The following is a 23,935-nucleotide window of genomic DNA, read 5'->3' on the forward strand; positions in this document are numbered from 1 at the left end:
GGGTTCGGGGATGAGGGGCTGGGTTCAGGGGGCGGGTCAGCGGGGATCGCCGGGGTCGCGTCCGTGCCGGGGGGCGCGGCCGGGATCCTCCACGTGGGCCTGTTCGGCGGCCATCCGGCCGCGCATGGTGCCCGCCTGGTAGGAGCCCATGATGCGGCGGATCTCCTCGGGCGAGCGCAGGTCCTCCTCCGGCTCCTCGGCGGGCTCGGGGGCCGGCTGCTCGGCGCGCAGCGCCGGGGCCAGGCTCGCCTGCGGCACCCGGAACGGCAGGCCGCCGGGGGTGAAGCCGGCCTCGTCGGGGAGCTCCTCCCGCACCGGGCCCGCGGCGAGCGGATCGTAACCGCGCGTGGGCGGGTCATCCTGGGGCAGCGCCCGCCGGCTCGCCGGCCGGCCGTTCACGTCCGGTACGGCGAGCGCGCCGTTCCTGCGCGGAAGAGGGGGGAGGCCGTTCGTGCCCGGCTCGGGCAGGGTGCCGCCACCGGTGGTCGCCGTCAGGGCGGGCTTCGCCGATGACTCCGACATGCTGCTTGTCTCTCCCAATACGGCCGCGGTCCTGCGTGCGATCTCCGGATCACCGCCCCACGGCTCGGCGGTGATGGCCGGCATCGGCCCGGATTCGATCTCCCGCCTGGCGGGGCCGTCCTCTTCGGCCAGCACGATGTCCGGCGGAAGCAGGATGACCGCGGTGGTGCCGCCGTAGGGGGAGCCCTTCAGCGACACCTTGATGCCGTGCCGTTCGGCGAGCCGGCTGACCACGAACAGGCCGAGCCGGGAGGTGTCCCTGAGGTCGAACTCGGGCGGGTCGACGATCCGGTCGTTGGCCGCGGCGAGGTCGGCGGCGCTCATGCCGAGGCCGCGGTCCTCGATCTCGATCACGTAGCCGTTGGCCACGATCTGACCGTGGACCTCCGCGGTGGTGTAGGGCGGGGAGTAGGAGACGGCGTTCTCGATCAGCTCGGCGAGCAGGTGGATGACGTCACCGACGGCCCGGCCGACCAGCGCGACCTCGCCCATCGGCGGGACGCTCACCCGCGTGTAGTCCTCCACCTCGGCCAGCGCGCCGCGCACCACGTCGATCATCGGGACCGGCCGCCGCCAGGACCGGGCGGGCGACGAGCCGGACAGCACGATCAGGTTCTCCGCGTTGCGGCGCATGCGGGTGGCGAGGTGGTCGACCCGGAACAGGTCCTTCAGGTCCGATGGGTCGCTCTCCCGGCGCTCCATGGTGTCCAGCAGCGCGAGCTGGCGGTGTACCAGCGACTGGGTGCGCCTGGCCAGGCTCAGCAGGATCTCCCTGATGCTGCGGCGCAGCTCCGCCTGCTCGACGGCGACGCGGATCGCGGTCTCCTGCACCTCGTTGAACGCCTGGCCGACCTGGCCGATCTGGTCGTCGCCGAACCGCAGCGGCGGCGCCTCGGTGGCGACGTCCACCTTCTCGCCGTGGCCGAGCCGTTCCACCACTCCGGGCAGCCGCTCCCTGGCGAGTTCGGTGGCCGAGGTCCGCAACCGGTCGAGCTGGCGCACGAGGTCGCGGGCGGTGGTGATGGACAGCACGATCGACGCGATGACCGCGAGCAGGCCGAGGCCGCCGGCCAGGGCCAGGCGGATGATGACTCCGGTCGCGATCGGCGTGGCCTGCTCGACGATCCGGTCGCCCGCGGCGTTGACCGTCTGCTCCAGCTCGGCCAGCGCCGGAGTCGTGGCCGAGCGCCACTGGTCTCCGCTGACCGGGAACGGCCGGGCGCCGTTGTTGGCGATGACGACGTCCTCCACCGTCTGGAGGCGGACGAGCGCCCCACTGTCGCTGAGGCTGTCGAAGGCGACCGGGTCCACCTCGCGCACCTCGGTGAGGGAGTTGCCCATCAGGTGCCGCCGGGCCCCGACGAGCTGGACGAGGGCGTCGCGCCGGTCGGGGTCGATGCGGCCTCCGGCGAGCATGCCCCCGAGCATCGCGTCCTCGCGGGCCAGCAGTTCACGCGCCCGGTTGAGGTTGATGATCGCCCAGGTCTTCTTCGCGAAGCCCTCGTCGTCGAGCGTCGCCATGGCGTCGTACATGCGAAACAGCGAGTCGATGACCTCTGAGTACATCCCCGCGGCGGTGTTCTGGTCGGTCATCCCGTCGCGGGCCGTCTTGCGCGACTTCTTCAGCGACTCCAGCCTGCGGAACGCCTCGTCGAGCCGGGCGAGCAGCGTGTCGCTGGCCGCCCAGCGGACGGTCGTGCTCCGGGCCTCCGTCTCGAACGCGGCGATCGCCGCGTCGGTGCGGGCCTGCTGGATGGTCAGCGCCTCGCGCTGGCGAGCGCCGGGCGCGCCCAGCCGGACGAGCGTGAGCCGCCGCTCGCGTTGCAACTCGGCGAGCAAGGGCTCGCTGGGCGCGGCGATGGCCTGGTCGAGCCGCGTCACCCACAGCAGGTTCAGGCCGTCGCGCATGGTCACCCAGGCGGCGAAGGCCCACAGTGCGGAGAGGGAGACCAACAGGGCGACGACCTTGGTGCCCAACCGGGTTTTGCGCAAACGCATACGTAGCCATTCTGCGGAGGACGGGCGGAAACCCGCAGCTCAGATCACGGTGATGCGAAATCACCGAAGGACCGGTCGAACGAGCACACGGCAGGCAGCCGACACCGGCCTCAGGAACCTTAGCAATCACGCTAAAGCTACTCAAGTCAACATTGCAGATGGCGGCTAATGTCCATTTATGTCGTTTTGCAGAAACCTTGGGTGGTAAGTCCCTTTACTGGGGGTTTGACGGTGAGTTGCGCCCGGAGCATGGAGGGCGGCCAGCGCCGCCGCGCGTATGATCGCGGGCGGCGCGTACAGGTCCTTGTCGTGCCACAGCGGAGTGTCGTCCGGCGAGTCCAGCCGCGCCCGGATGTACTCCCGCCCGCGCGCGGCGGCCACGGAGCCGCGGGCGTCCGGCACCGGACCGGTCATGGCCAGGGTCAGAACGGCGTAGGCGGTCTCCTCCACCGTCCCCGACCACCTGCCCCACGAGCCGTCGGGCCGCTGGGTCGCCATGACCCAGTCCGTCGCACGCCGTACCGCCCCGGCCGACCGCGCCCCGCCGAACCCGGCCAGGGCCAGGGCGCAACAGGCCGTCGCATAGTAGGGCGAGGCATGCCACCGGTCGGACCAGGCCCCTTCCGGACTCTGCTGTTCGCGCAGCCAGTTCGACACTTTCTCGATCGCGGCCCGGTATCGGCCGTGCGGTTCCGCCCTGCCTGTGACGTACGTGCCGAACGCGTCAAGGACATGCGCGTTAACGGTGGGCGAATCTCCCTCCTCGCCCTGCCAGGTACAGAAATGCGTGTCCGTCTCGTAGGCCCAAAGACCCGCCGGTTCATAGGACATGCCGAGCAGGGACAGCGAGTAGAGCGCGACGGCCGTGGTGTCGGCGTCGGCGGGCAGTCCCGGTCCCGCGGCGGTGCCGGCGTGCCCGCTGGCCGCGCCCAGGCTCCACAGCACCTCCTCCGGGATCTGTGGCCTGATCCCCGCCCGGACCAGGGAACTCAGCACCCATCCCCGCTCGAAGACGGTCACCGGCATCCCGCAGGGCACCGGCCCTCCGTGCCTGCGCACGACCGACTCCAGGTGCCGCCGGGCGGTGTCGCTGGGCTCGATGACGGGCTGCGCCGACAGCCAGGCGGCCGTCGCCGCCGGAGAGGCCCCGACCGACCCGATCGACGTGGGCCGCACGCCGAGGCCGCCCGCCGCCTCGCCCGCCACCTCCAGCGCGTGCAGCAGTTTCTCCGGCAGCGCGGGCCGCCCGGCCAGCGAATCGCGGAAGCGGGCGAGCCGGGCCAGGCTCGCCCGCGCGGGCGGGGCCAGGCTCGCTCCCCGCCAGCGCGCCAGGGGCGCTTCCGGACCGCCGCCCAGCCCGCTCAGGTGGCGGTCGAGACGTTCGACCAGCGAGGCCACGATCAGCTCGATCGCGGGCATGTCCGGGATCGGGAACGGATAGGAGGCGGCCGACCAGGCGAAGAGCAGCCGCAGCCCGCGGTCGATCGCCTCGGCCAGACGGCCGCCGCTGCCCCACCGCCCGGCCTCGGTCAGCAGCGCCTCGGTGGCGCCCAGCGTCGGCACGAGCGCGTAACCGCCGGGACCGCCCCACCCGCCGTCGGCCCGCTGGACCTCCAGCAGGTAGTCCACCCGTTCGGCGTGCCCGATCAGCCAGGGCGCGAGGGTCACCAGCCGGCTGGTCTCGTACACCGACGGCGAGACGCGGCCCCAGGGTTGGGTGACGAGTTCGGTGACGAGCTTGCCCGCCTCCGCGGCGAGGTCCATCCGGGGCGTCAAAGTCGCCCCCAGTAGTCGGCGAGCCGGTAGAACCCGGCGCAGAAGTCCATCTGGCGTTCCAGGTAGTCCGCCAGGTCGGGGCGGCAGGCCCGTACCGGGACCAGCAGTTCCCGGGCCCGGGCGGCCAGCTCGGCGGAAAGGGCCAGCACCTGCTCCCGGTCGCGGCCGAGCATCAGCGCGTTGAGGTCGCCCCAACTGGTGTCCCGCTCCTGGCTGCCCAGGTCGTTGAGGAGCCGGATGACCCGCTGCACGGCGGCGCTCGCCGTCCGCACGGCCTCGATCTCCGCCTGTGAGGGCGTGGCCGAAGGCGTGGTGGCGATCCAGTGCGTGGTGAAGACGAAGGAGAAGCCCAGATTGTCGGCATTGTCGAGATATTGGGGGAAGTCCGGGACGACGCCCTCGGTCTTCCAGGTGAGTTCCAAGGTCATCGCGTCGAGCATGTGCCGCAGGTCCTCGCGCCACACGTGATCGAGGGCGGCGAAGGCGGGCAGGCCCGTGAGTTCCGCCCGGATCCCGGCCAGGAAGCGGGCGAGGTCGTCGCCCGCGCCGGGCGGCGCCCCCTCCGCGACGGCCAGGCAGCGCCGCGTCGTCTCGCGGCCCTCCTCCGGCCCGGTGGCCAGGTAGTCCATCAGCCAGTCCAGCGCGAAGCACCACAGGCACGCCCGGTTGGCCATGCGCAGGTCGGCCGCCTGCGACCATGGGCCGCTGAACGCCGAGGCGAGGGTCAGCGTGCTGTACAGGGCCGCGTCGAACGGCTTGGCGGAGAACAGGCCGGGGTACTCCTCCGACCACGCGCGCATCTCGCGCTGGAGCATCCCGGCGACCGCGCACACCCGCCCGATCTCGGCGGAGTCCAGAGGGGCCGCCTGGAGGGCGCCAACGGCCTGCCCGCCCACCGGGGCGCTCACCGGGCCGCCCGCCGGGCGCCGTCCCGCCGGTGCAGGGTCATCCACACGCGCCCGCGGGTGCGCAGGGACGCGGCGGCGCGCGGGGTCACCCGATCCCCCTCCCGCAGCCGGGGGCGGAAACGGCTCAGCAGGCCGGCAACGATGAGCTGCGCCTCGATCTCGAAGACGTGCGTGCCCAGGCACTGGTGCGGGCCGCCGCCGAAGGGGAAGTACGCGTAGCGGTGCCGGGTCCCGGCGTGCGCCTCGGCGAACCGCTCGGGATCGAACCTCAGCGGGTCCTCCCAGAACTCCCCGAGCCGATGGGTGAGATAGGGGCTGATGAGCACGTTCGCCCCGGCCTGCAGGCGCACCCCGTCCATGACGTCGTCGGCCACCACCATCCGCGGGAGCAGCCAGCCGACCGGATACAGCCTCAGCAGTTCCTGCACGACCATCCGTGTGTAGCGCAGGGCGGGCAGGTGGTCCGGGGTCACGCGCTCGCCGCCGACCACCTCGTCGATCTCCTCGTGGAGCCGGGCGGCGATCTGCGGGTTCTCGGCGAGGACCGGCCACAACCAGGTCAGGGCGACGGAGGTGGTCTCCGTCCCGGCCGCGAACATCGCGACCATGTTGTCGCGAACCCACTGGTCGCCCAGTTCGCCGCCGCTCGCGTCCCGCGCCCGGCACAGTACGGCGAGGATGTCGTGACCCTCCGGCGGCGCGTCCGGGTGCCGGGCGACGAGCGGGCGCATCACGCTGTCGAACGTCCGCACCGCCTGGTGGAACGCCCGGTCACCGGGCAGCGGCACCTGGTGCGGCACCAGCGGCAGCAGCAGCCGCGAGACGATGGACAGAGCGATCTTGTCGTGCGCCGGGATGAGCCGGGTGCTCTCCTCGTCGGTGATCCTGCGGTCGAAGAAGGCCGCGATGACGGTCCGGTTGACCAGGTGCGCCATGAAGTCGCCCGCGTCGATCGTGGCGGGGGAGGCGGGGACCAGCTCGTCGATCGCCTCGGCCACCGTCGTGGCCATGAGCCCGGTGAGGGAGTCCACGTTGCGCGCGGTGAAGACGGGTTGCAGGACCTTCCTGCTGGTGTGCCACGCCGGGCCGTCGGACAGGACGCCGTTGCCGAACAGCCGGTGCAGTGGCCGCCAGAAGACCCCCTCGCGTGTGTAGTTCATCGCGTTTCCCCGGAAGACCTGCTGCACGTGGTCGGGATGGGTGACCAGATAGGGCCGGAACGTTCCGAGATCCAGCCGCACTATCTCGCCTGCCGCCTCGGCGGACATCGCTTCAAGGGCGGCGATCGGGTCGCGGACGAGGCGTGGCACGATGCGATGGAAGGGGAGCGTCCGGGCCGGGCGAGCGGGCCGCGTGGCAGAGGTCGGCATAGTCGGGAGTCCCTCACCTGGTGCGATTACGTGGCGTGCGAATATGGGCGCGCTTTGTGACTGAACCTGTGCGTGGAAATGCCGAAGAGGTGCTCGGGAGGCGGGGGTGGCAGGCGGCGGATGGGGCCGGGTCGTCCAGACCCTCACCCTCGACTGGTAGTTCACGGTTGTTTGCGTGAAGTATCACATGATCTACCAAAGTTAAACAAGATCTACCAAGCTGGTGTTCTGAGGCTAATAATCGGGATTAGGGTCTTTGATAACTGTGTGTAGCTATATGGCCACGCGCGCATATGCGGGGTACGTTGGGGATCTTCGGTAGCAGAGCGCACGTCGAACGTGAGGTTGCTTCGTGGCACTAGACGCCTCTCCGGCCTTTCCCGGGTCAGTCGCCCGAACCCAGGCCCTGGTGCGGCCGGCGCTGCGCGAGGCGGTACGCACTCTGCACCCGTGGCAGGCGGAGATCGCCTCCTACGCCTTCGGCTGGTCGGGCGAGGCGGAAGGACGGACCGGATCGGGCGGGAAGGGGCTGCGGCCCGCGCTCGTGGTGCTGTGCGCGCAGGGCGTCGGCGTGCCCGCGGCCACGGCCGTCCCCGCGGCGGTGGCCGTCGAACTGGTGCACGCCTTCTCGCTGATCCACGACGACATCATCGACGGCGACGAGCGCAGGCGGCACCGCGAGACGGTGTGGAAGGTGTACGGCGTCGGCCCCGCGCTGCTGGTGGGGGACGGCCTGCTGGCGCTGGCGATGCGGACCCTCGCGATGGCGCCCGGGTCCGAGCGGGCCACCCGCCACCTGTCCGCCGCGCTCATGGAGATCGTCCACGGGCAGGCCGACGACGTGCTGTTCGAGGAGCGCGCCTGGACCGGCGGGGAGGCGGTCAGCGTCGAGGAGTACGCCCGGATGGCGGGCAGCAAGTCCGGCGCCCTGTTCGCGTGCGCCGCGGCCCTGGGCGCGGTGCTCGGCGGCGTGCGGCCCGCCGTGGTGGAGCGGCTGACCGCGATGGGCCGGCATCTGGGCATCGCGCTGCAGATCGTGGACGACCTGCTCGGCATCTGGGGCGAGCAGGAGGTGCTGGGCAAGCCGGTGCTCAGCGACCTGCGGCGGCGTAAGAAGACCTTGCCGGTCGTGGCGGCGCTGACCGCGCCGGGCGCGCCCGCGCGGCGGCTCGCGGGCCTGCTGGACGACGCGCCGCGTGAGGGCGGTCAGGAAGCGCTGCGCGCCGCGGCGCGCCTGATCGAGCAGGCGGGCGGCAGGAGGCTGGCGGAACGGCAGGCCGACGAGCACGTCAGCGCCGCACTGCGGATCGCGGGCGAGGTGCTGAACCCCTCCGTGGCGGCCGACCTGCGAGCATACGCCGCGTACCTGGTACGTCGCGATAGGTAACGCAGCGTACAGGATTTCGGACATTTCACCCATCGCCGTCACTATGAGTAAATTCGGCAGTTTGTCCGGCTAGAAGTGTTTCCGCAGATCAGACAGAACTTCGTCAAGTTTTGTACGGACCCATGTGGTCATGGTTTATGATCCATCACTTATTGCGGCATTAGCCGCCGCGCCCGCAGCCTTACGAGGGGGGAGTGCGAGTGGGGCACGACACGCGAACGGACGACTGCAACCTGCCCGGATCACACGGAGAGCACGTGCTGCAGTCCTTGTTCGCCACCGGGGAACGGGCCGAGAACTTCTACCGCCGCCAGTTCACCGAGCGCCTGACGCACGAGATGCGGGAGTTCATCGCCCGCCAGGAGATGGCTTTCGTCGGCACCTCCGACGCGGCCGGCAACTGCGACACCACCTTCCGATCGGGCCCGGCCGGCTTCGTGCGGGTGCTCGACGACAGCACGCTCGTCTACCCCGAGTTCCGCGGCAACGGAGTGCTGGCCAGCCTCGGCAACATCCTGGAGAACCCGCACATCAGCCTGCTTTTCATCGACTTCTTCGACGACCTCGCCGGCCTGCACGTGAACGGCAGGGCCACCATCACCACCGCGCTGGACGCCGCCCGCCGCTACGGCCTCGCCGACGACGACCGCACCTCGCCGGGCCGCCGCGTCGAACGCTGGGTCAAGGTGGACGTGGAGGAGGCCTACATCCACTGCTCCAAACACATCCCCCGGCTGGCCAGGAAGGACCGCAAGGACGGCCCCCGGCCCGCGGCGGGCGACCACTTCGGAGTGGCGAGGGCGCGCGCCGGGGCGTCGCCGCGCGACGGAAACGGGCCGCACTGACGCCATGGCCATCGACACCGCCCTGATCCGCCGTAGCTGGTCCCTGGTCGAACCGCGCTCGGGCAAGGTCGCCGCCGACTTCTACGCCCTGCTGTTCTCCCGCTATCCGCAGGTCAGGGGCATGTTCCCGGCCGCGATGGACCTTCAGCGCGATCGTCTGCTGCACGCGCTCACCCGCGTGGTGCTGAGCCTCGGCGAGATCGAGGGGCTGACCACCTACCTGGGGCAACTCGGCCGCGATCATCGCAAGTACGGTGTGGTGCCCGAGCACTATCCGCTGCTCGGCGCCTGCCTGATCACCGCCATGCGGGTGAACGCGCAAGGGGTGTGGCTGCCCGCCTACGACCAGGCGTGGGCGGCGGCCTACGACCTCATCGCCCGGGTGATGAGCGAGGCGGCGGAGCGGGACTCGCACGCGTCCCCGCCGTACTGGACGGCGACCGTGGTCGGGCACGAGCTGCGCTCCCACGACCTCGCGGTGATCGTGCTGCGGCCGAGCCACCCGTACCTCTTCCAGGCCGGGCAGTACACCACCGTGCAGACCAGGCAGTGGCCCAGGGTGTGGCGGCCCTACTCGATCGCGAACCCGCCCCGCGAGGACAACCTGATCTCCCTGCACGTGCGGGTGGTCCCCGGCGGCTGGGTCAGCACCGCGCTCGCCCACCGCACCGCCGTGGGCGACACCGTGTTCCTCGGAGCGCCGCGCGGCTCGATGGTGCTCAGCAGGTCCACCGCCTCCCACCTGGTCTTCATCGCGGGCGGCACCGGCCTCGCGCCGCTCAAGGCGATCATCGAGGAGACCGCGTGGATGCACGAGCGGCCCTCGGTGGACCTCTTCCACGGCGTACGGCTGCGCAGCCAGGCGTACGACCTGCCCGACCTGCTGCGGCTGCGCGAGCAGCACGGCCGGATGAGGTTCGTGCTCGCGGTCTCCGACGATCCGGCCCACCCGCCGAGGGAGAGCGTCGCCGACACCGTGGCCAGGCACCGCCTCCCGGCCGACAGCGAGGTCTTCATCTGTGGTTCCCCCGGTATGGTCCAGGCGTGCACCGCGCGGCTGCTGCGCATGGGCGTATCGGGGCATAACGTGCATATGGAGGCTGTGGATGAGGGCGGGCTCGCGCTGCCCTGGGCCGCGCCGTCGGTCGGCCGCTAACGCACAGGTGCAGTTAACCCTCCGGTAACCGGCGCTTTCTACTCTGCATGGCCATGAGCTGGAAGCGTAAGGTCAACGCGACCCTGGAAGGGATCACCGGTTACAACCTCACGAGGGCCGAGCGCCTGGCGCGCAAGCCGCCGCCCGTCCCGCGGGTTCCCCGGTCGGCCCTGCTGCCGCCGCGGATGGCCGGCGACGAGGTGCGCGGACCGGCCGACGCCGCCGACCGGCTGATCCCCGACCCGGTGTTCGTGCTCTCCGCGGTCAGGTCCGGCTCGACCTTGCTGCGCGTCATGCTGAACAGCCACTCCCAGATCCACGCGCCGCACGAGATGCACGTGCGGCGGATCACCGTGAACCTCCCCACCGAGCCGGTCCAGCAGGCCATGCGCGCGCTCGGGCACACCCACAGCGACGTGGAGCACCTGGTCTGGGACCGCATGCTGCACCGCGAGCTGGCCAAGAGCGGCAAGCGCATCCTGGTGGAGAAGACGCCGAGCAACGTGTTCGCCTACCGGCGGCTGGCCGCCGCCTGGCCCGAGGCGAAGTTCATCTTCCTGCTGCGCCACCCGCTGTCCATCGCCACCTCCTGGCACGAGGCCGACCCGGAGGCCCGGCCGATGCCCGAGGCCGTCCGGCACACCTACCAGTACATGAAGTACCTGGAGGAGGCCATGGCCGAACTCCCCGGCCTGCGCCTGACCTACGAGCAGCTGACCGGCGACCCCGCGACCCACACCAGGCGCATCTGCGCCTTCCTCGGGGTGGAGTGGGAGCAGGGCATGCTGCACTACGGCGACCACACGCACGGCGACTTCGTCAAGGGCATCGGCGACTGGCGGGACAAGATCCGCAGCGGGACCGTGCAGCCGGGCCGCCCGCTGCCCGCCGAGGACGAGATCCCGCCCGAACTGATCGATGTGTGCCGGAGCTGGGGGTATCTCTCCGCGTAGCGGGAAATCGGGGTTACCCAGGCAACGCTCAGGATCCGTTGTTAACCTCCCCGTTCATGAATTGGAAGCGCAAGGTCAACGAAACCGTCGGTGGACTGACCGGTTTCCGCTTCAGCCGCGTCCAGGGCACGGCCGCGGCCGTCCCTGAGCACGCGGCGGCGACCCTGCCCGCACGGCCCGCCGCCGCGGCGGACGAGCTCGTGCGCCCGCCCGCCGATCCCGAGCACGACCGCCTGGTCGCGCCGGTGTTCGTGCTGTCGCCGGTCCGGTCGGGATCGACGCTGCTGCGGGTGATCCTGAACGCGCACACCCGGATTCACGCCCCGCACGAGCTGCACGTGCGGCGGCTGACCGTGGGGTTCGGCACCTCGCTCGCGGAGAAGGCCATGGACGCCCTCGGGCACAACCAGGCCGACCTGGAGCACCTGCTCTGGGACCGGCTGCTGCACCGCGAGCTGGTGCGCTCGGGCAAGAGCATCATCGTGGACAAGACCCCGGCCAACGCCTTCGCCTACAAGCGGCTGCGCGCCTGCTGGCCCGGGGCCCGGTTCATCTTCCTGCTGCGCCACCCGGTGTCCATCGCCACCTCCTGGCACGAGGCCGCCCCCGACCGGCGGGACATGGACGCCGCGATCGCCGATGCACTGCGCTACATGAAGGCGGTGCAGCGCGCCCGCACCGCGCTGACCGGCCTGACCGTGCGTTATGAGGACCTGACCGAGGACCCCGCGCGGGAGACCCGGCGCATCTGCGAGTTCCTGGACGTCGAATGGGAGGCCGGGATGCTCGAATACGGCGGGGAGACCCGGTTCGTCAAGGGCCTCGGCGACTGGAAGGACAAGATCCGCTCGGGCGCCGTGCAACCCGGGCGGGAGCTTCCCCGGCGGGAGGACGTCCCCGCCGCGCTGAAGGAGATCTGCCTCGCCTGGGGTTACGCCGCATGACCGAGCGCATGACCGAAGGGGACGAGCAGCCGGCCCCGCACGCCGAGGTGGAGCAGGTCTGGCCCGAGGACGGCGAGATCCGCGTGCTGGGCCACCTGCACGGACTGACCGCCGCCGCCCCGCAGCAGGGCTGGCTGGTGCAGTGCGCGCTGCGCGGGCCGCGCGGCCTGTCCCTGGAACACCCGGCGTCGGTGTCGGGGGAGACGTTCGAGGCCGTCGTGCCCATCGCCGCCCTGGCCCCGCCCGAGGCCCCCGGCAAGGGCGTCTGGGACCTCTACCTCGTCCACGGCGGCGAACGGCTGCGCGTGGGACGCCGGCTGGACGACATCCGCGCCAAGAACACGATCATGATCTACCCCGCGCAGACCTTCCCCGCGGACGGCGGGCGGGTCGAGGTGCGCCCCCGCTACACGGTGCACGAGAACCTGTCGGTCGACTATGAGCGGGTGACGGAGACCGCATGAAGATCCGATACCTGCTGCTGCACGCCTACGGGATGGGCGGCACCATCCGCACGGTGATCACCCAGGCCAACGCGATGGCCGCGGCCGGGCACGACGTCGAGGTGGTCAGCGTCGTACGGCGGCGCGAGGAGCCCCAGTTCGCGATCGACCCGCGGGTCCGGCTGGCGGCCCTGGTCGACCAGCGCGCGGGGGTGCGGGAGCCGAGCCTGGCCGCCCGGCTCGCGCGCAGGCTCCGTGGCGGGGCCGTGCCGAGGGGCGAGTTCGCCGCCCACTACTTCACCCCGGCCGTCGAACGTGCGGTCGCGTCCTATATCGCCGGGCTCACCGGCGGTGTGCTGGTCACCACCCGCCCGGCGCTCAACCTACTGTCGGCCAGGCACGCCGGCCGCGGCGTGGTACGGGTCGCCCAGGAGCACATGAACCTCTCCACGCACCGGCCCGCCGTACGGGACGCGGTGCTGCGCAACTACGCGAAGTTCGACGCGGTCGTGGTGCTCACCGAAGGCGACCGCAGGGAGTACCAGGAGGCCATCCCCGGCGCGCGGGTGGAGCGCATCCCCAACTCGGTGCACTCCCTGGAGCAGCCCTTCTCCGACCAGAGCGGCAAGATCGTGCTGGCCGCCGGCCGACTGTACCCGCAGAAGGGCTTCGACATGCTGCTGCCCGCCTGGGCCGAGGTCGTGCGCGACCACCCGGACTGGCAGTTGCGGATCTACGGCACCGGCCCGCGCAAGGACCGGCTGCGCGGCCAGATCGAGCAGCTCCGGCTCTACAACCACGCCTTCCTGATGGGCCGCTCGGAGCACTTCCACGACGAGTTGACCAAGGCGTCGGTGTTCGTGCTCAGCTCCCGGTTCGAGGGGCTGCCGATGGTGATGATCGAGGCCATGTCGCACGCGCTGCCGATCGTCAGCTTCGACTGCCCGACCGGCCCCGCCGACGTCGTCACCCACGGCGAGGAGGGCCTGCTGGTGCCGCCCAAGGACGTGCCCGGCCTGGCCGCGGCGCTGAAGACGGTGATCGGCGACCGGGCGCTGCGCGAGCGGATGGGCGCGCGCGCCGCCAAGACGGTCGCGGCTTACGCCCCGGCCTCGGTCATGCCACGCTGGGAGGCGTTGTTCTCCGAGCTGAGCGCGGCGCGATCCGGGCGGTGACCGCCGCGCCCCGGCCGTCACGGGGGTAGGTGCGCATGCTGACCGGCATCGACGTTTCCGACTGGCAGAGCGCGGTGGACTGGGCCGCGCACACGCGGGCGGGCGTCGCCTTCGCGTTCGCCCGGGCGAGCGAGGGCGCCGCCGTCACCGACAGGCGGTTCGCGGTCGAGTGGGCGGCGATGCGCGAGCACGGCCTGGTGCGCGGGGCCTACCACGTCGCCCGGCCCGATGCCGATCCGGCGGCCCAGGCCGGGCACTTCCTCGGCGTCGTGGCGGCGGCCGGCGGAGCGGCGCGAGGCGACCTGCTCGCCCTCGTCGTGGACCGCGCCGGCGGCGTCGAGCCCGCCGGGGTGTCCGCCTTCGCCCTGGAGTGGTGCCGCGCGGTGGAACGCGAGTGCGGCGTGCGTCCTTTCGTCCACACCCACGCCGCCTTCGCCAAGGAGGGCAACTGCGCCGGGCTCGGCGGCCACCCGCTGTGGATCTCCTCGCCCGGCAGGCCGCCGGGCGATCCGGAGGTCCCCGCGCCCTGGCGGGAGTGGCGGATCCACCAGTACGCGCACAGCCCGGTGGACCTGAACGTGTTCGCCGGTACCACGGACGACCTGACCGCGCTGGGTCTTCGCCACCGGTAACATGCGGTGTACTCAGTCGTCTCGAAGCGATCTAGGAGAAACCGTGTCTGCCGTGGCGCACCTTCGCATCACCCTCGCCGGAGCCGAGCGTGCGGTGGCGGCGGGCACGACGTACGGCGAGGCGCTGTCGGCCGACGGGACGACGGTGATCGCCGCCCGCGCCGACGGCGAGCTGAAGGACCTCGCCGCCGAGGTCGGTGACGGCGAGACCGTCGAGCCGGTGGAGATCGGCAGCGACGACGGCAGGGCGATCCTGCGCCACTCCACGGCGCACGTCATGGCCCAGGCCGTGCAAGACCTGTTCCCGCACGCCAGGCTGGGCATCGGCCCGCCGGTGGAAAACGGGTTCTACTACGACTTCGACGTCGAGCAGCCGTTCACCCCCGACGACCTCAAGCGCATCGAGAAGCGGATGCGCGAGATCGTCAAGCAGGGCCAGGCGTTCTCCCGGCGGCCGGTGACCGACGGCGACGCGCGCGAGGAACTGGCCGCCGAGCCGTACAAGCTGGAGCTCATCGGGCTCAAGGGCGGCGCGGCCGACGCGGGCGAGGGCGCGAGCGTGGAGGTCGGCGCGGGCGAGCTGACGATCTACGACAACCTCGACCCGAAGACCGGCGAGCGCCGCTGGCGCGACCTGTGCCGCGGCCCGCACCTGCCGACCACCCGGGTCATCCCCGCCTTCAAGCTGATGCGCACCGGCGGCGCCTACTGGCGCGGCAGCGAGAAGAACCCGCAGCTCCAGCGCATCTACGGCACCGCCTGGGAGTCCCGCGAGGCGCAGGACGCCTACCTGACCATGCTGGCCGAGGCCGAAAGGCGCGACCACCGCAAGCTGGGCACCGAGCTCGACCTGTTCAGCTTCCCCGCCGAGATCGGCGGCGGCCTGGCCGTGTGGCACCCCAAGGGCGGCCGGGTGCGGCGGGTGATGGAGGAATACTCCAGGGTGCGGCACGAGGAGGCGGGTTACGAGTTCGTGGTCACCCCGCACCTCACCAAGTCCTCGCTGTTCGAGACCTCCGGCCACCTGGAGTGGTACGCCGACGGGATGTACCCGCCCATGGAGATGGAGGGCGCGAAGTACTACCCCAAGCCGATGAACTGCCCGTTCCACATCACGATCTTCAAGGCCCGCGGGCGGTCCTACCGTGAGCTGCCGCTGCGGATGTTCGAGCTGGGCACCGTCTACCGCTTCGAGAAGTCCGGCGTGCTGCACGGCCTGACCAGGGCGCGCGGCTTCACCCAGGACGACGCGCACATCTTCGTCACCCCCGACCAGCTCGCCGACGAGCTGGCCTCGCTGCTGCAGTTCGTCATCGACCTGCTGCGCGACTACGGCCTGACCGAGTTCGAGGCGGAGCTGGCCACCCGGCCGGAGAAGTTCGTCGGCGACCCCGCCGAGTGGGACGAGGCGACCGCCGCGCTGCGGCACGCGCTGGACAAGTCCGGCGTGCCGTACATCGTGGCGGAGGGCGAGGGCGCGTTCTACGCACCCAAGATCGACGTCCACATCCGCGACGCCATCGGCCGCCGCTGGCAACTGTCCACCCTTCAGGTCGACTTCCAGCTCCCGCAGCGCTTCGACATGGAATACCAGGCCGCCGACGGCACCCGCAGGCGGCCCTACATGATCCACCGGGCGCTGTTCGGGTCGGTGGAGCGGTTCTTCGCGATCCTGCTGGAGCACTACGCGGGCGCGATGCCGCCGTGGCTGGCCCCCGTCCAGGTCGTCGGCATCCCCATCGCCGACGCCCACGTCCCGCACCTCAAGGCGGTCGCCGAGCAGCTCGCGGCCCGGGGCATCCGGGTCGAGGTCGACGAGGGCGACGAGCGCATGCAGAAGAAGATCCGCAACGCCCAGAAGGCCAAGGTCCCGTTCATGTTGCTGGCCGGTGACGACGACATCGCCGCGGGCGCGGTGTCCTTCCGCTACCGCAGCGGCGAGCAGAAGAACGGCGTGCCCGTGGACGAGGCGATCGAGGAGATCACCGACGCCGTGGCCCGGCGCGTCCAGGTCTGACACCCTCCCGGCCCGAGCCCCCGCCGGCACGCCCTATGCTGCTTGGCATGCACGACAGCGACCCGATCGAACAGGCGGGCGCGGGCGCCCCGGACGCCTTCCAGCGGCTGTGGACCCCGCACCGCATGGCCTATATCAAGGGCGAGGGCAAACCCGCGGGCACCGGGCCCGGCGACGGATGCCCGTTCTGCGAGATCCCCAAGCTGGACGACGCCGAGGGGCTCATCATCGCCCGCGGCGGGTCGGTGTTCGCGGTGCTCAACCTCTATCCGTACAACTCCGGCCACCTGATGGTCTGCCCCTACCGGCATGTCTCCGACTACGCCGACCTCGATGACCAGGAGACCGCCGAGCTGGCCGGCTTCACCAAGAACGCGCTGGTCGCGCTGCGCCGGGCGAGCGGCGCGCAGGGCTTCAACGTGGGCATGAACCTCGGCGGCGTGGCCGGCGCGGGGATCGCCGCCCACCTGCACCAGCACATGGTGCCCCGCTGGGGCGGCGACACCAACTTCATGCCGGTCGTCGGCCACACCAGGGTGCTGCCGCAACTCCTGGCCGACACGCGCGACATGCTGGCCCGGGCCTGGCCCACCGACGACGAGGGGGTCTGAGGCCCCCCGGGGCGCCCCAGACCGTCAGGGCCCGGCGACGGTACGGCATGATGGCCGCCCGGAGCGCAATCCCGGTGGCGGGACGGCCTTACGGCCGTCCGGAGCGCGACTCCCGGCGACGGTACGGCGTGATGGTCGCCCCGAGTGCGATCCCGGTGGCGGGGCGGCGTGGTGGTCGCCTGGAGCGCAATCCCGGTGGCGGGACGGCCTTACGGCCGCCTGGAGCGCGACCCCCGGCGGGCTGGGCGGCGTGATGGCCGCCCCGGAGCGCGACTCCCGGTGGCTGGGCGGCGTGATGGCCGCCCCGGAGCGCGACTCCCGGTGGGCTGGGCGTCGGGGGCCGCCCGGGTTTCAGGGGCCCGGCGGGGGCGGGTGCTAGGCCGGTTTGGGGGTGACGGGCGGCGTGGCCGGAAGTAGCGGGCCGGTGGTCTCCCGGCCGCCCGAGGGCAGCGCGGCCACCCCGGCGGCGATCACCAGTGGCACGGCCAGCGCCAGGGCCATCGACAGCACCGCCGCCCCCGAGTCGTTGACCAGCATGCCCACCACGCCGCTGACCAGCGTGCCCACCAGCCCGGCGCGCAGCGCGGGGGAGTGCTCGAAGGCGGCCGGCACCACGCCCGCGCTGGCCTGCCCCGGGTGGCGGACCGCGTACACCAGGAAGACCGCGGCGGCGATCAGGATCGGCATCAGGATCGGGTTGGCCATGGTGCCGATCATCGCGGCCAGCTTGCGCAGGATCACCTCGATCGCCTCGCCGGTCAGCACCTGGCCGACGAACCTGCCGAGGTGCGTCTGCGACGCGGGCGGGCGCAGGTAGTCCAGGAACGCGATGGCCATCACCACGACCCCGCCGATGACGCAGAACACCGCCAGCTTGACCAGCGAGACCCGGCGGCCGGCGATCATGAGCGCGGTCACCGCGATGCCCGGAATGAACGCGATCACCCCGCCGAAGTCGCTGCCGATGCCCGGCCAGCCGCCCAGGATCATCGCGATGCCGCCGAGCACCGCCACCGCCGCCACGGCCGCCGTCCGCCGGCCGCGCTCCAGCAGCCGGTGCGCCACCACGGTCGAGGTCAGCAGCACACCGGTGGCCAGCAGCGCGAACGGGATGTTGCCCAGGCCGTAGTAGCGCGAACCGACCACGGCGGTGTAGCCCATCACGCTGTTGAGCTGCAGGGAGGTGCCGGTGAGCAGGTCGGCGGCCAGGGCGCAGCCGGTGATCCCGGCCACCACCGCGAGCGGGCCGAGCGGGCTGCGCCGCCACGGGCCGGCCAGCGCGACCGCGGCGATCAGCGCGGCGATGGCGACGATCACGCCGACGTGCGCCAGCAGCGGGCTGCCCGCCGCCGACCAGGGAACGAGGTTCACCAGCAGGCTGGCCACCGGCACCGAGGACAGCGCGACCGCCGCGGTGCGGACCCGGCCGAGGGCCTTCCTGCGCCGCATCAGCACGAACGCCGCCAGGTAGAACGCCACCTGCAACACGGCCAGGCCGAAGAAGAAGCCGGTCAGCATGTTCCTGATGGTCTGCCCCGCCGCGTCGTCGTCCTCGAAGGCACCGGCGGCCTGCTGGACCGGCCCGGTGCCGTCCTGGCCGGGCGCCCAGGGGGTGCCCACCACGTTGGGCGGCGCGGCGACGCCCGCGGCGTGCAGCAGGGTGGCGGTGATGTCGGGGATGATCGTGACGTCGTCGAGCCGCGTGGAGGTCGTGCCCAGGGTGTGGCCCGCGGCCCCGGGAGCGCGCAGCATGGCGGCGCGCAGGTGGGGTACCGAGCCGTGGTCGGACAGGCCCGCCACCAGCACGGTGGCGCCGGGCGGCAGCGCGGCCAGCACGGCCCCGGCCTTGGCGTCGGCGGCCCGGACCGCGGCGGCGCGCGCCTCGGGCGCGACGGGCTCCGCCTCGCGCGGGATGTAGCCGCCCGCCATGTACGGCCGGGCGATGTCGTCGATGTCGGCGGCCACCACGGGACACCCGCCCAGCGAGGCGGTGGTGAGCCCGTCGGCCGACGGCAGGTAGACGTCCACCGCGCCGGAGCGGTCGGCGAGGGCCAGCGCCCCGCCGGGGCCGATCGCGGCGGTGCACCGCCCGGCCGCCCGCAGTGCCTCGCCCAGCGCGCCCGCATGCCGCTGCCCGGCGACGGCGTGCAGGTAGCCGTAGTCGGGGATGACCGCGCCCGCGCCGCGCCGCTCGGGCACCGGCGGCAGCCCGCACCGGTAGCCGACCGCCGAGCGGATGCCCGCCGAGACCGTCAGCCACCCGTCGTAGGGGCAGGTGACCGGGCCGACCGTGCGGATCGACAGCGATCCGAGCGCGCTTTCGGCGGCCACCTTCCAAAGATTCGGCGTCTCCCGCGCGCTCAGGTCGCTCCAGCGCAGCCCCGGAACCCCGAGCAACGCCACGACGCCCTGCGCCCCTTCGGCGGCGCTCTGGGCACCCGTGGCACCCGCATCGGTGGCCTGCGTGTCGGTGGCCGCCCATGCGGGAGCGGCCGTGCCCAAGACGAGCGACGCCAACAACGCGAGCAGTGTCCGCCTCACCAGAACCTCCCCCTTGCCGCACAACATTCTGCCGGGTCTGATCCGCGGCACTGTACGCTGACGGGCACGGTAGGGGAGGCTGGGGCCGCGCGTCCAGGATTCACCGGATTCTGTGGAAAACCCCGGCCCCGCAGTAGTTCATCGGTGGCTCAGTGTTGCCTCAGTGGTAGCTCAGACCTTGATCCGGGCGGCCTCGGACTCGTTGTGCAGGCGGTCCAGCGCGGTGACCAGGTAGGTGCCGGGCGTCTTGGCCGCGATGGCGTTGCCGTCGGAGACGACCGCGACGAGGTTGGTCGCGTCGGCCGTGGCGCAGCGGCCCGGTTCGCCGTCCACCCGGTAGACCGCGTACGCTCTGGCCCCCTGCGACGGCTTCCAGGTCAGCTCACCGCCGGAGACGCGCAGATCGGCCGGCACGGGCGGGGCCTCGCCGCCGCGGTCCTTGATCAATGGAAGCAGCGCCGGGCGCGTATAGTGCTCTGAGCCCAGCCGGCCGAGCACCCCGAGCGGGTCGGCCAGCAGTGACTTGGCGCTGAAGTAGACATCGCCGCTGATCTGCTTGTGCTTGCGGCCGAGCGTCAGGTGCGCGGGGAGCTCGCCCGGCTTGCGCCAGGCCCCCGTGGTGCCGACCTGGTAGAGCGCCTGCCCGATGTACAGGTGGACGCCGCTGCCCTTGACCTCCTCGGCCCACCACGGGGCGAGCGCCGAGTAGTCGGCGTTGGCCTGCCCGCGCGGCCAGTAGAGCTGCGGGATGATGTAGTCGACCGTGCCGTTCTTGATCCAGTGGCGGGAGTCGGCGAAGATCTGGTCGTAGGCCGACATGCCGCTGGTGCGCGACCCCGAGGCGTCCTGGGCCTTGTTGCGCCAGATGCCGAACGGGCTGATCCCGAACTTCACCTCGGGCCGCGCCTCGTGCACGGCGGCGTCGACCTCGGCGACCAGCTTGTTGACGTTGTCCCGCCGCCAGGCGGCCAGGCTCTTGCCCTTGCCGTACTTCCGGAACGCCGCCTCGTCGGCGAACCTCGTGCCCTGCCCCGGATAGGGGTAGAAGTAGTCGTCGAAGTGCACGCCGTCCACGTCGTAGCGGGTGGTGACGTCGGTGACGACCTTCACCACGTGCTCGCGGACCTGGGGCAGGCCGGGGTTGTAGTAGAGCCGGCCCTCGTGCCTGACCACCCAGTCGGGGTGCCGCCTGGCCGGGTGCGCGGCGGGCAGCTTGCCGCCCTTGTCGTCGGCCGCGCGGTAGGGGTTGAACCACGCATGGAACTCCAGGCCGCGCCTGTGCGCCTCGGAGATCAGGAAGGGCAGCGGGTCCCAGCCCGGGTCCTTGCCGGGGGTGCCGGTGAGGAAGCGCGACCACGGCTCGTGGGGCGACTTGTAGATCGCGTCGGAGGCGGGGCGGACCTGCACGAAGACCGCGTTGAACCGGCGCTTGGCGGCGTTGTCCAGGATGCGGGTGTACTCGGCCTTTTGCCGCTGCTGCGACAGGCCGCTCTTGGAGGGCCAGTCGAGGTTGTTGACGGTGGCGATCCACACCCCGCGAAGCTGGCGCTTGGGCCGGGCCTTGTCGACCTTGCAGTCGGGGGCGGAGGTCACGGCGTGCGCCTGACGGCCGGTCTCGCCCGTGGCGACGGACTCGGTGCCGGACCCTGGGCCGGATTTGACGGCGGTGCGTGCCTCGCCCGCCCGCTTGTCCCGCTGCCCGGCCTCCGCGTCGGGGCCGAACGCGTAGGCGGTGGCGGTGGCGGCCACGGCGACGACCGCTGAGGCGAGAAGCGCCTTCCGCATGACGCTGGTCTCCTGGTGTCCGGTACGCATGGTTCCCCAGTCTTACATCGTGGGCGGAATGCTTTGACCGGAAGAAAGAAATCGTTTCGTGATGCTTGTGTGATGAAAGTGAACCCCCGGGGCGGCGTCCGGGCGGGGCGCCGCCTGAGGGCGTTCGGGCCGGTGCGACGGGTGGTGCGGGAGTCAATCGTCGTGCTGGGCGGACACCACCTTGTCGGCGAGGTGCCCGGGCAGCGGCTCGTAGCGCAGGAAGGTGCGCTGGAAGGCGCCGGTGCCGTGGGACATCGACCTCAGGTCGATCGCGTAGCGGGTGATCTCCAGTTCCGGTACCTCGGCCCGGACGAGCGTGCGGCCGGCACCGACCGGCTCGGTGCCGAGCACCCGGCCGCGCCGCGAGGAGAGGTCGGACATCACCGACCCCACGTAGTCGTCGTCCACCAGCACGGAGATCTCATCGACGGGTTCCAGGAGCAGGGTGGCGACCTTGCCCGCGGCCTCCTTCAGCGCCAGCGAACCGGCGATCTGGAAGGCCATGTCGGAGGAGTCCACCGAGTGGGCCTTGCCGTCGTACAGGGTGACCTTGACGTCGACCATCGGGTATCCGGCGAGCACCCCGCGTTCCATCTGGGTGCGCACGCCCTTTTCCACCGACGGGATGAACTGCCGGGGCACGACGCCACCGACGATCTTGTCCACGAACTCGAACCCGCCGCCCGAGGGCAGCGGCTCCACCTCCAGGTGGCAGATGGCGTACTGGCCGTGCCCGCCGGTCTGCTTGACGTTGCGGCCCATGGCCTGGCACCGGCCGCCGAAGGTCTCGCGCAGCGGCACCCGAAGGTCCACCCGCTCGACCTCCACGCCGTACCGTTTGGCCAGACGGTCCAGCAGCACGTCGGCGTGCGCCTCGCCCATGCACCAAAGGACGAGCTGGCGGGTCTCGGCGTTGTTCTCCAGGCGCAGCGTCGGGTCCTCGGCGACCAGCCGGGCGAGGGCCTGGCTCAGCTTGTCCTCGTCGGCCTTGGATTTGGCGCGGATCGCCACCGGCAGCAGCGGGTCGGGCATCGTCCAGGACCGCATCAGCAGCGGGCGCTCCTTGTCGGACAGCGTGTCGCCGGTCTCGGCCCGGGACAGCTTGGCCACGGCGGTGATGTCGCCGGCCACGCACTTGCCGGCGAACCGCTGGGTCTTGCCGAGCGGGGAGGACAGCGTGCCGATCCGCTCGTCCACGTCGTGGTCCTCGTGACCGCGGTCGGCCAGCCCGTGCCCGGAGACGTGCACGGTCATGTCCGGCCGCAGTGTGCCGGAGAAGACCCGCACCAGGCTGATCCGGCCCACGTAGGGGTCGCTGGTGGTCTTGACCACCTCGGCCACGAGCGGGCCGTCGGGGTCGCAGGCGAGGTCGCGCACCGGCCCGCCGTCGATCGTGGTGACCTCGGGCAGCGGGTGCTCCGGCGGGGACGGGAACCCCTGTGTGATGATCTCCAGCAGCTCCTGCGCGCCGATCCCGGTGCCCGAGGCCAGCACGGGGTAGAAGCCGCCCCTGGCCACCGCCTTCTCAAGGTCCTCGATGAGGACCTTGGGGTCGATCTCCTCGCCCGACAGGTAGCGGTCCATCAGGGACTCGTCCTCGGATTCCTGGATGATCCCCTCGATGAGCATGCCGCGGTACTGCTCGATCGTGTCGAGCGTGTCGGGCGACGGGTCGCATACGGCGGGCGTGCCGCCGGAGTAGTCGATGAACCGCTGCGAGAGCAGCGCGATGAGCCCGCCGTCGTGCGGGAGGTACAGCGGCGCCACCCCGTCGCCGAAGGCGCTCTGGCAGGAGGTGAGCACCGCGTCGAAGTCGGCCCGCTGATGGTCGATCTTGGTGATCACCACGGCCCTGGGCATGCTCACCGACGCGCACTCCTCCCACAGCAGCTTGGTGAGGCCGTCGATGCCCTCGGTGGCGGAGACGACGAACAGCGCCGCGTCGGCGGCGCGCAGCCCCGCCCGCAGGTCGCCCACGAAGTCGGCGTAGCCGGGGGTGTCCAGGAGGTTGATCTTGATGCCGTTGTGCACCAGCGGGGCGAGGGTCAGGTTGACCGAGCGCTGCTGGCGCACCTCGACCTCGTCGAAGTCGCTGACGGTCGTCCCGTCCTCGACGCGTCCGGTGCGGGAGATGGTGCCGGTCGCCGCGAGCAGGGCCTCGACGAGCGTCGTCTTGCCCGCTCCGGAATGGCCGACCAGCACCACGTTGCGCACCATCTCAGGCAGGTCGGCCGCCGGTGCCCTGCCCGCGGCTCCCGCGGTCGCGCCGGCCGTCTTGTCAGCCATTTCGCCTCCAGCGTCGTCTCGTCCACCGCGGCGCAGGGCCGCGTCCGGTCCGCCACCGCGTTCTGACGCGCCGTTGTGCCGAACTTGCTGGGTCACCGACAAGACGCGGTGTGTTCACCAAATACCTAGACGCTAGACCAAAAGCCACCTGAAGGCCATGCAGGTGAACGACCTGCGAGCAAGACTGCCTCCCAAGATCATCAAGGCCGACGGATGACCTGCACGATCAAGCGCGCCGCCCGCGGCGGTGAGGACCGCTGGACCGGCAACTGGTACTTACCCCGGATCAGGACCGTTGAGCGTGCCGGACCCCTGGCCGCCCTCTCATCAGTAAGAGGGGTTCTTGCGAAGCAGGTGGCGGTGGTCGATGATCTCCGGCTGGTACACCAGCTCGTGCCACGACTGCGCCGGCACCGGCTCCAGCGCGATGGAGACCGCCCCTTCGTCGACTCCGAAGGCGCTGGTCACCGCGTCGGTGACCCTGGCGAGCAGCGTGTCCTCCTGCTCCTGGGTGAGGTCGGCGGGGAAGTGCTTGATGGAGATGTGCGGCATGGGA

The 23,935-nt window shown here is 71.6% G+C and carries 18 protein-coding genes; 10 read left to right on the forward strand and 8 right to left on the reverse strand.

The features are described from left to right. Positions 1-36 precede the first annotated feature (36 nt). The 4 genes from ACH34R_RS26805 to ACH34R_RS26820 all read right to left on the reverse strand — a co-directional run bounded on the left by ACH34R_RS26805 (position 37) and on the right by ACH34R_RS26820 (position 6,514). Positions 37-2,520 (reverse strand): nitrate- and nitrite sensing domain-containing protein, encoded by a 2,484-nt coding sequence (locus ACH34R_RS26805; protein ID WP_397564282.1) that lies wholly within the window; start codon positions 2,518-2,520, stop codon positions 37-39. Positions 2,521-2,685: 165 nt separating this feature from the next. Continuing rightward, positions 2,686-4,284: a prenyltransferase/squalene oxidase repeat-containing protein gene (locus ACH34R_RS26810; protein WP_397564283.1), complete on the reverse strand. Its 1,599-nt coding sequence runs from the start codon at positions 4,282-4,284 to the stop codon at positions 2,686-2,688. A gap of 8 nt (positions 4,285-4,292) precedes the next feature. Then, the gene (locus ACH34R_RS26815) at positions 4,293-5,204 is read right to left on the reverse strand and encodes a hypothetical protein (RefSeq protein ID WP_397564284.1); all 912 of its coding nucleotides are present in this window, start codon (positions 5,202-5,204) and stop codon (positions 4,293-4,295) included. Beyond that, complete coding sequence (locus ACH34R_RS26820; RefSeq protein WP_397564285.1) at positions 5,201-6,514, reverse strand: cytochrome P450; 1,314 nt, start codon at positions 6,512-6,514, stop codon at positions 5,201-5,203. The genes ACH34R_RS26815 and ACH34R_RS26820 overlap by 4 nt, the downstream gene beginning before the upstream one ends. A gap of 412 nt (positions 6,515-6,926) precedes the next feature. Between ACH34R_RS26820 and ACH34R_RS26825 the strand changes: the two genes are divergently transcribed. The 10 genes from ACH34R_RS26825 (at position 6,927) to ACH34R_RS26870 (ending at position 16,737) form a co-directional block, all read left to right on the forward strand. After that, positions 6,927-7,961, forward strand: coding sequence for a polyprenyl synthetase family protein (locus ACH34R_RS26825; protein ID WP_397564286.1), 1,035 nt, complete (start codon positions 6,927-6,929; stop codon positions 7,959-7,961). 257 nt (positions 7,962-8,218) lie between these two features. Further along, a complete protein-coding gene (locus ACH34R_RS26830; RefSeq protein WP_397564287.1) occupies positions 8,219-8,806 on the forward strand; it encodes a pyridoxamine 5'-phosphate oxidase family protein in 588 nt (195 codons plus the stop codon). Between the two features lie 4 nt (positions 8,807-8,810). Then, a complete protein-coding gene (locus ACH34R_RS26835; RefSeq protein ID WP_397564288.1) occupies positions 8,811-9,962 on the forward strand; it encodes a globin domain-containing protein in 1,152 nt (383 codons plus the stop codon). Positions 9,963-10,015: 53 nt separating this feature from the next. After that, complete coding sequence (locus ACH34R_RS26840; protein ID WP_397564289.1) at positions 10,016-10,915, forward strand: sulfotransferase family protein; 900 nt, start codon at positions 10,016-10,018, stop codon at positions 10,913-10,915. Between the two features lie 56 nt (positions 10,916-10,971). Then, positions 10,972-11,859, forward strand: coding sequence for a sulfotransferase family protein (locus tag ACH34R_RS26845; protein WP_397564290.1), 888 nt, complete (start codon positions 10,972-10,974; stop codon positions 11,857-11,859). Beyond that, the gene (locus ACH34R_RS26850; RefSeq protein WP_397564291.1) at positions 11,856-12,323 is read left to right on the forward strand and encodes a hypothetical protein; all 468 of its coding nucleotides are present in this window, start codon (positions 11,856-11,858) and stop codon (positions 12,321-12,323) included. Before ACH34R_RS26845 ends, ACH34R_RS26850 begins: the two co-directional genes overlap by 4 nt. After that, entirely contained in the window at positions 12,320-13,477 is a 1,158-nt protein-coding gene (locus ACH34R_RS26855) for a glycosyltransferase family 4 protein (RefSeq protein ID WP_397564292.1), read from the forward strand. Before ACH34R_RS26850 ends, ACH34R_RS26855 begins: the two co-directional genes overlap by 4 nt. Before the next feature lie 35 nt (positions 13,478-13,512). Next, positions 13,513-14,109 (forward strand): glycoside hydrolase family 25 protein, encoded by a 597-nt coding sequence (locus ACH34R_RS26860; protein WP_397564293.1) that lies wholly within the window; start codon positions 13,513-13,515, stop codon positions 14,107-14,109. A 43-nt stretch (positions 14,110-14,152) separates the two neighbouring features. After that, entirely contained in the window at positions 14,153-16,126 is a 1,974-nt protein-coding gene (gene thrS / locus ACH34R_RS26865) for a threonine--tRNA ligase (RefSeq protein ID WP_397564294.1), read from the forward strand. Between the two features lie 47 nt (positions 16,127-16,173). Next, positions 16,174-16,737, forward strand: coding sequence for an HIT family protein (locus tag ACH34R_RS26870; RefSeq protein ID WP_397564295.1), 564 nt, complete (start codon positions 16,174-16,176; stop codon positions 16,735-16,737). Between the two features lie 375 nt (positions 16,738-17,112). Here the strand turns inward: ACH34R_RS26870 and ACH34R_RS26875 are convergent, their stop codons facing one another. From ACH34R_RS26875 to ACH34R_RS26890, 4 genes are all read right to left on the reverse strand, one after another. Next, positions 17,113-19,278 carry a hypothetical protein gene (locus tag ACH34R_RS26875; protein WP_397564296.1) on the reverse strand — a complete coding sequence of 722 codons (2,166 nt, stop codon included), beginning with the start codon at positions 19,276-19,278 and terminating at the stop codon, positions 17,113-17,115. Positions 19,279-19,449: 171 nt separating this feature from the next. Next, positions 19,450-21,063, reverse strand: a complete 1,614-nt coding sequence (locus ACH34R_RS26880) for a glycoside hydrolase family 10 protein (RefSeq protein WP_397564297.1) — start codon at positions 21,061-21,063, stop codon at positions 19,450-19,452. A gap of 183 nt (positions 21,064-21,246) precedes the next feature. Continuing rightward, positions 21,247-23,379 (reverse strand): elongation factor G-like protein EF-G2, encoded by a 2,133-nt coding sequence (locus ACH34R_RS26885; protein WP_397564298.1) that lies wholly within the window; start codon positions 23,377-23,379, stop codon positions 21,247-21,249. 327 nt (positions 23,380-23,706) lie between these two features. Further along, a complete protein-coding gene (locus ACH34R_RS26890; RefSeq protein ID WP_397564299.1) occupies positions 23,707-23,931 on the reverse strand; it encodes a tautomerase family protein in 225 nt (74 codons plus the stop codon). Positions 23,932-23,935: the final 4 nt, after the last annotated feature.

The organism is Spongiactinospora sp. 9N601 (assembly GCF_044326295.1).
Taxonomy (GTDB): domain Bacteria; phylum Actinomycetota; class Actinomycetes; order Streptosporangiales; family Streptosporangiaceae; genus Spongiactinospora; species Spongiactinospora gelatinilytica.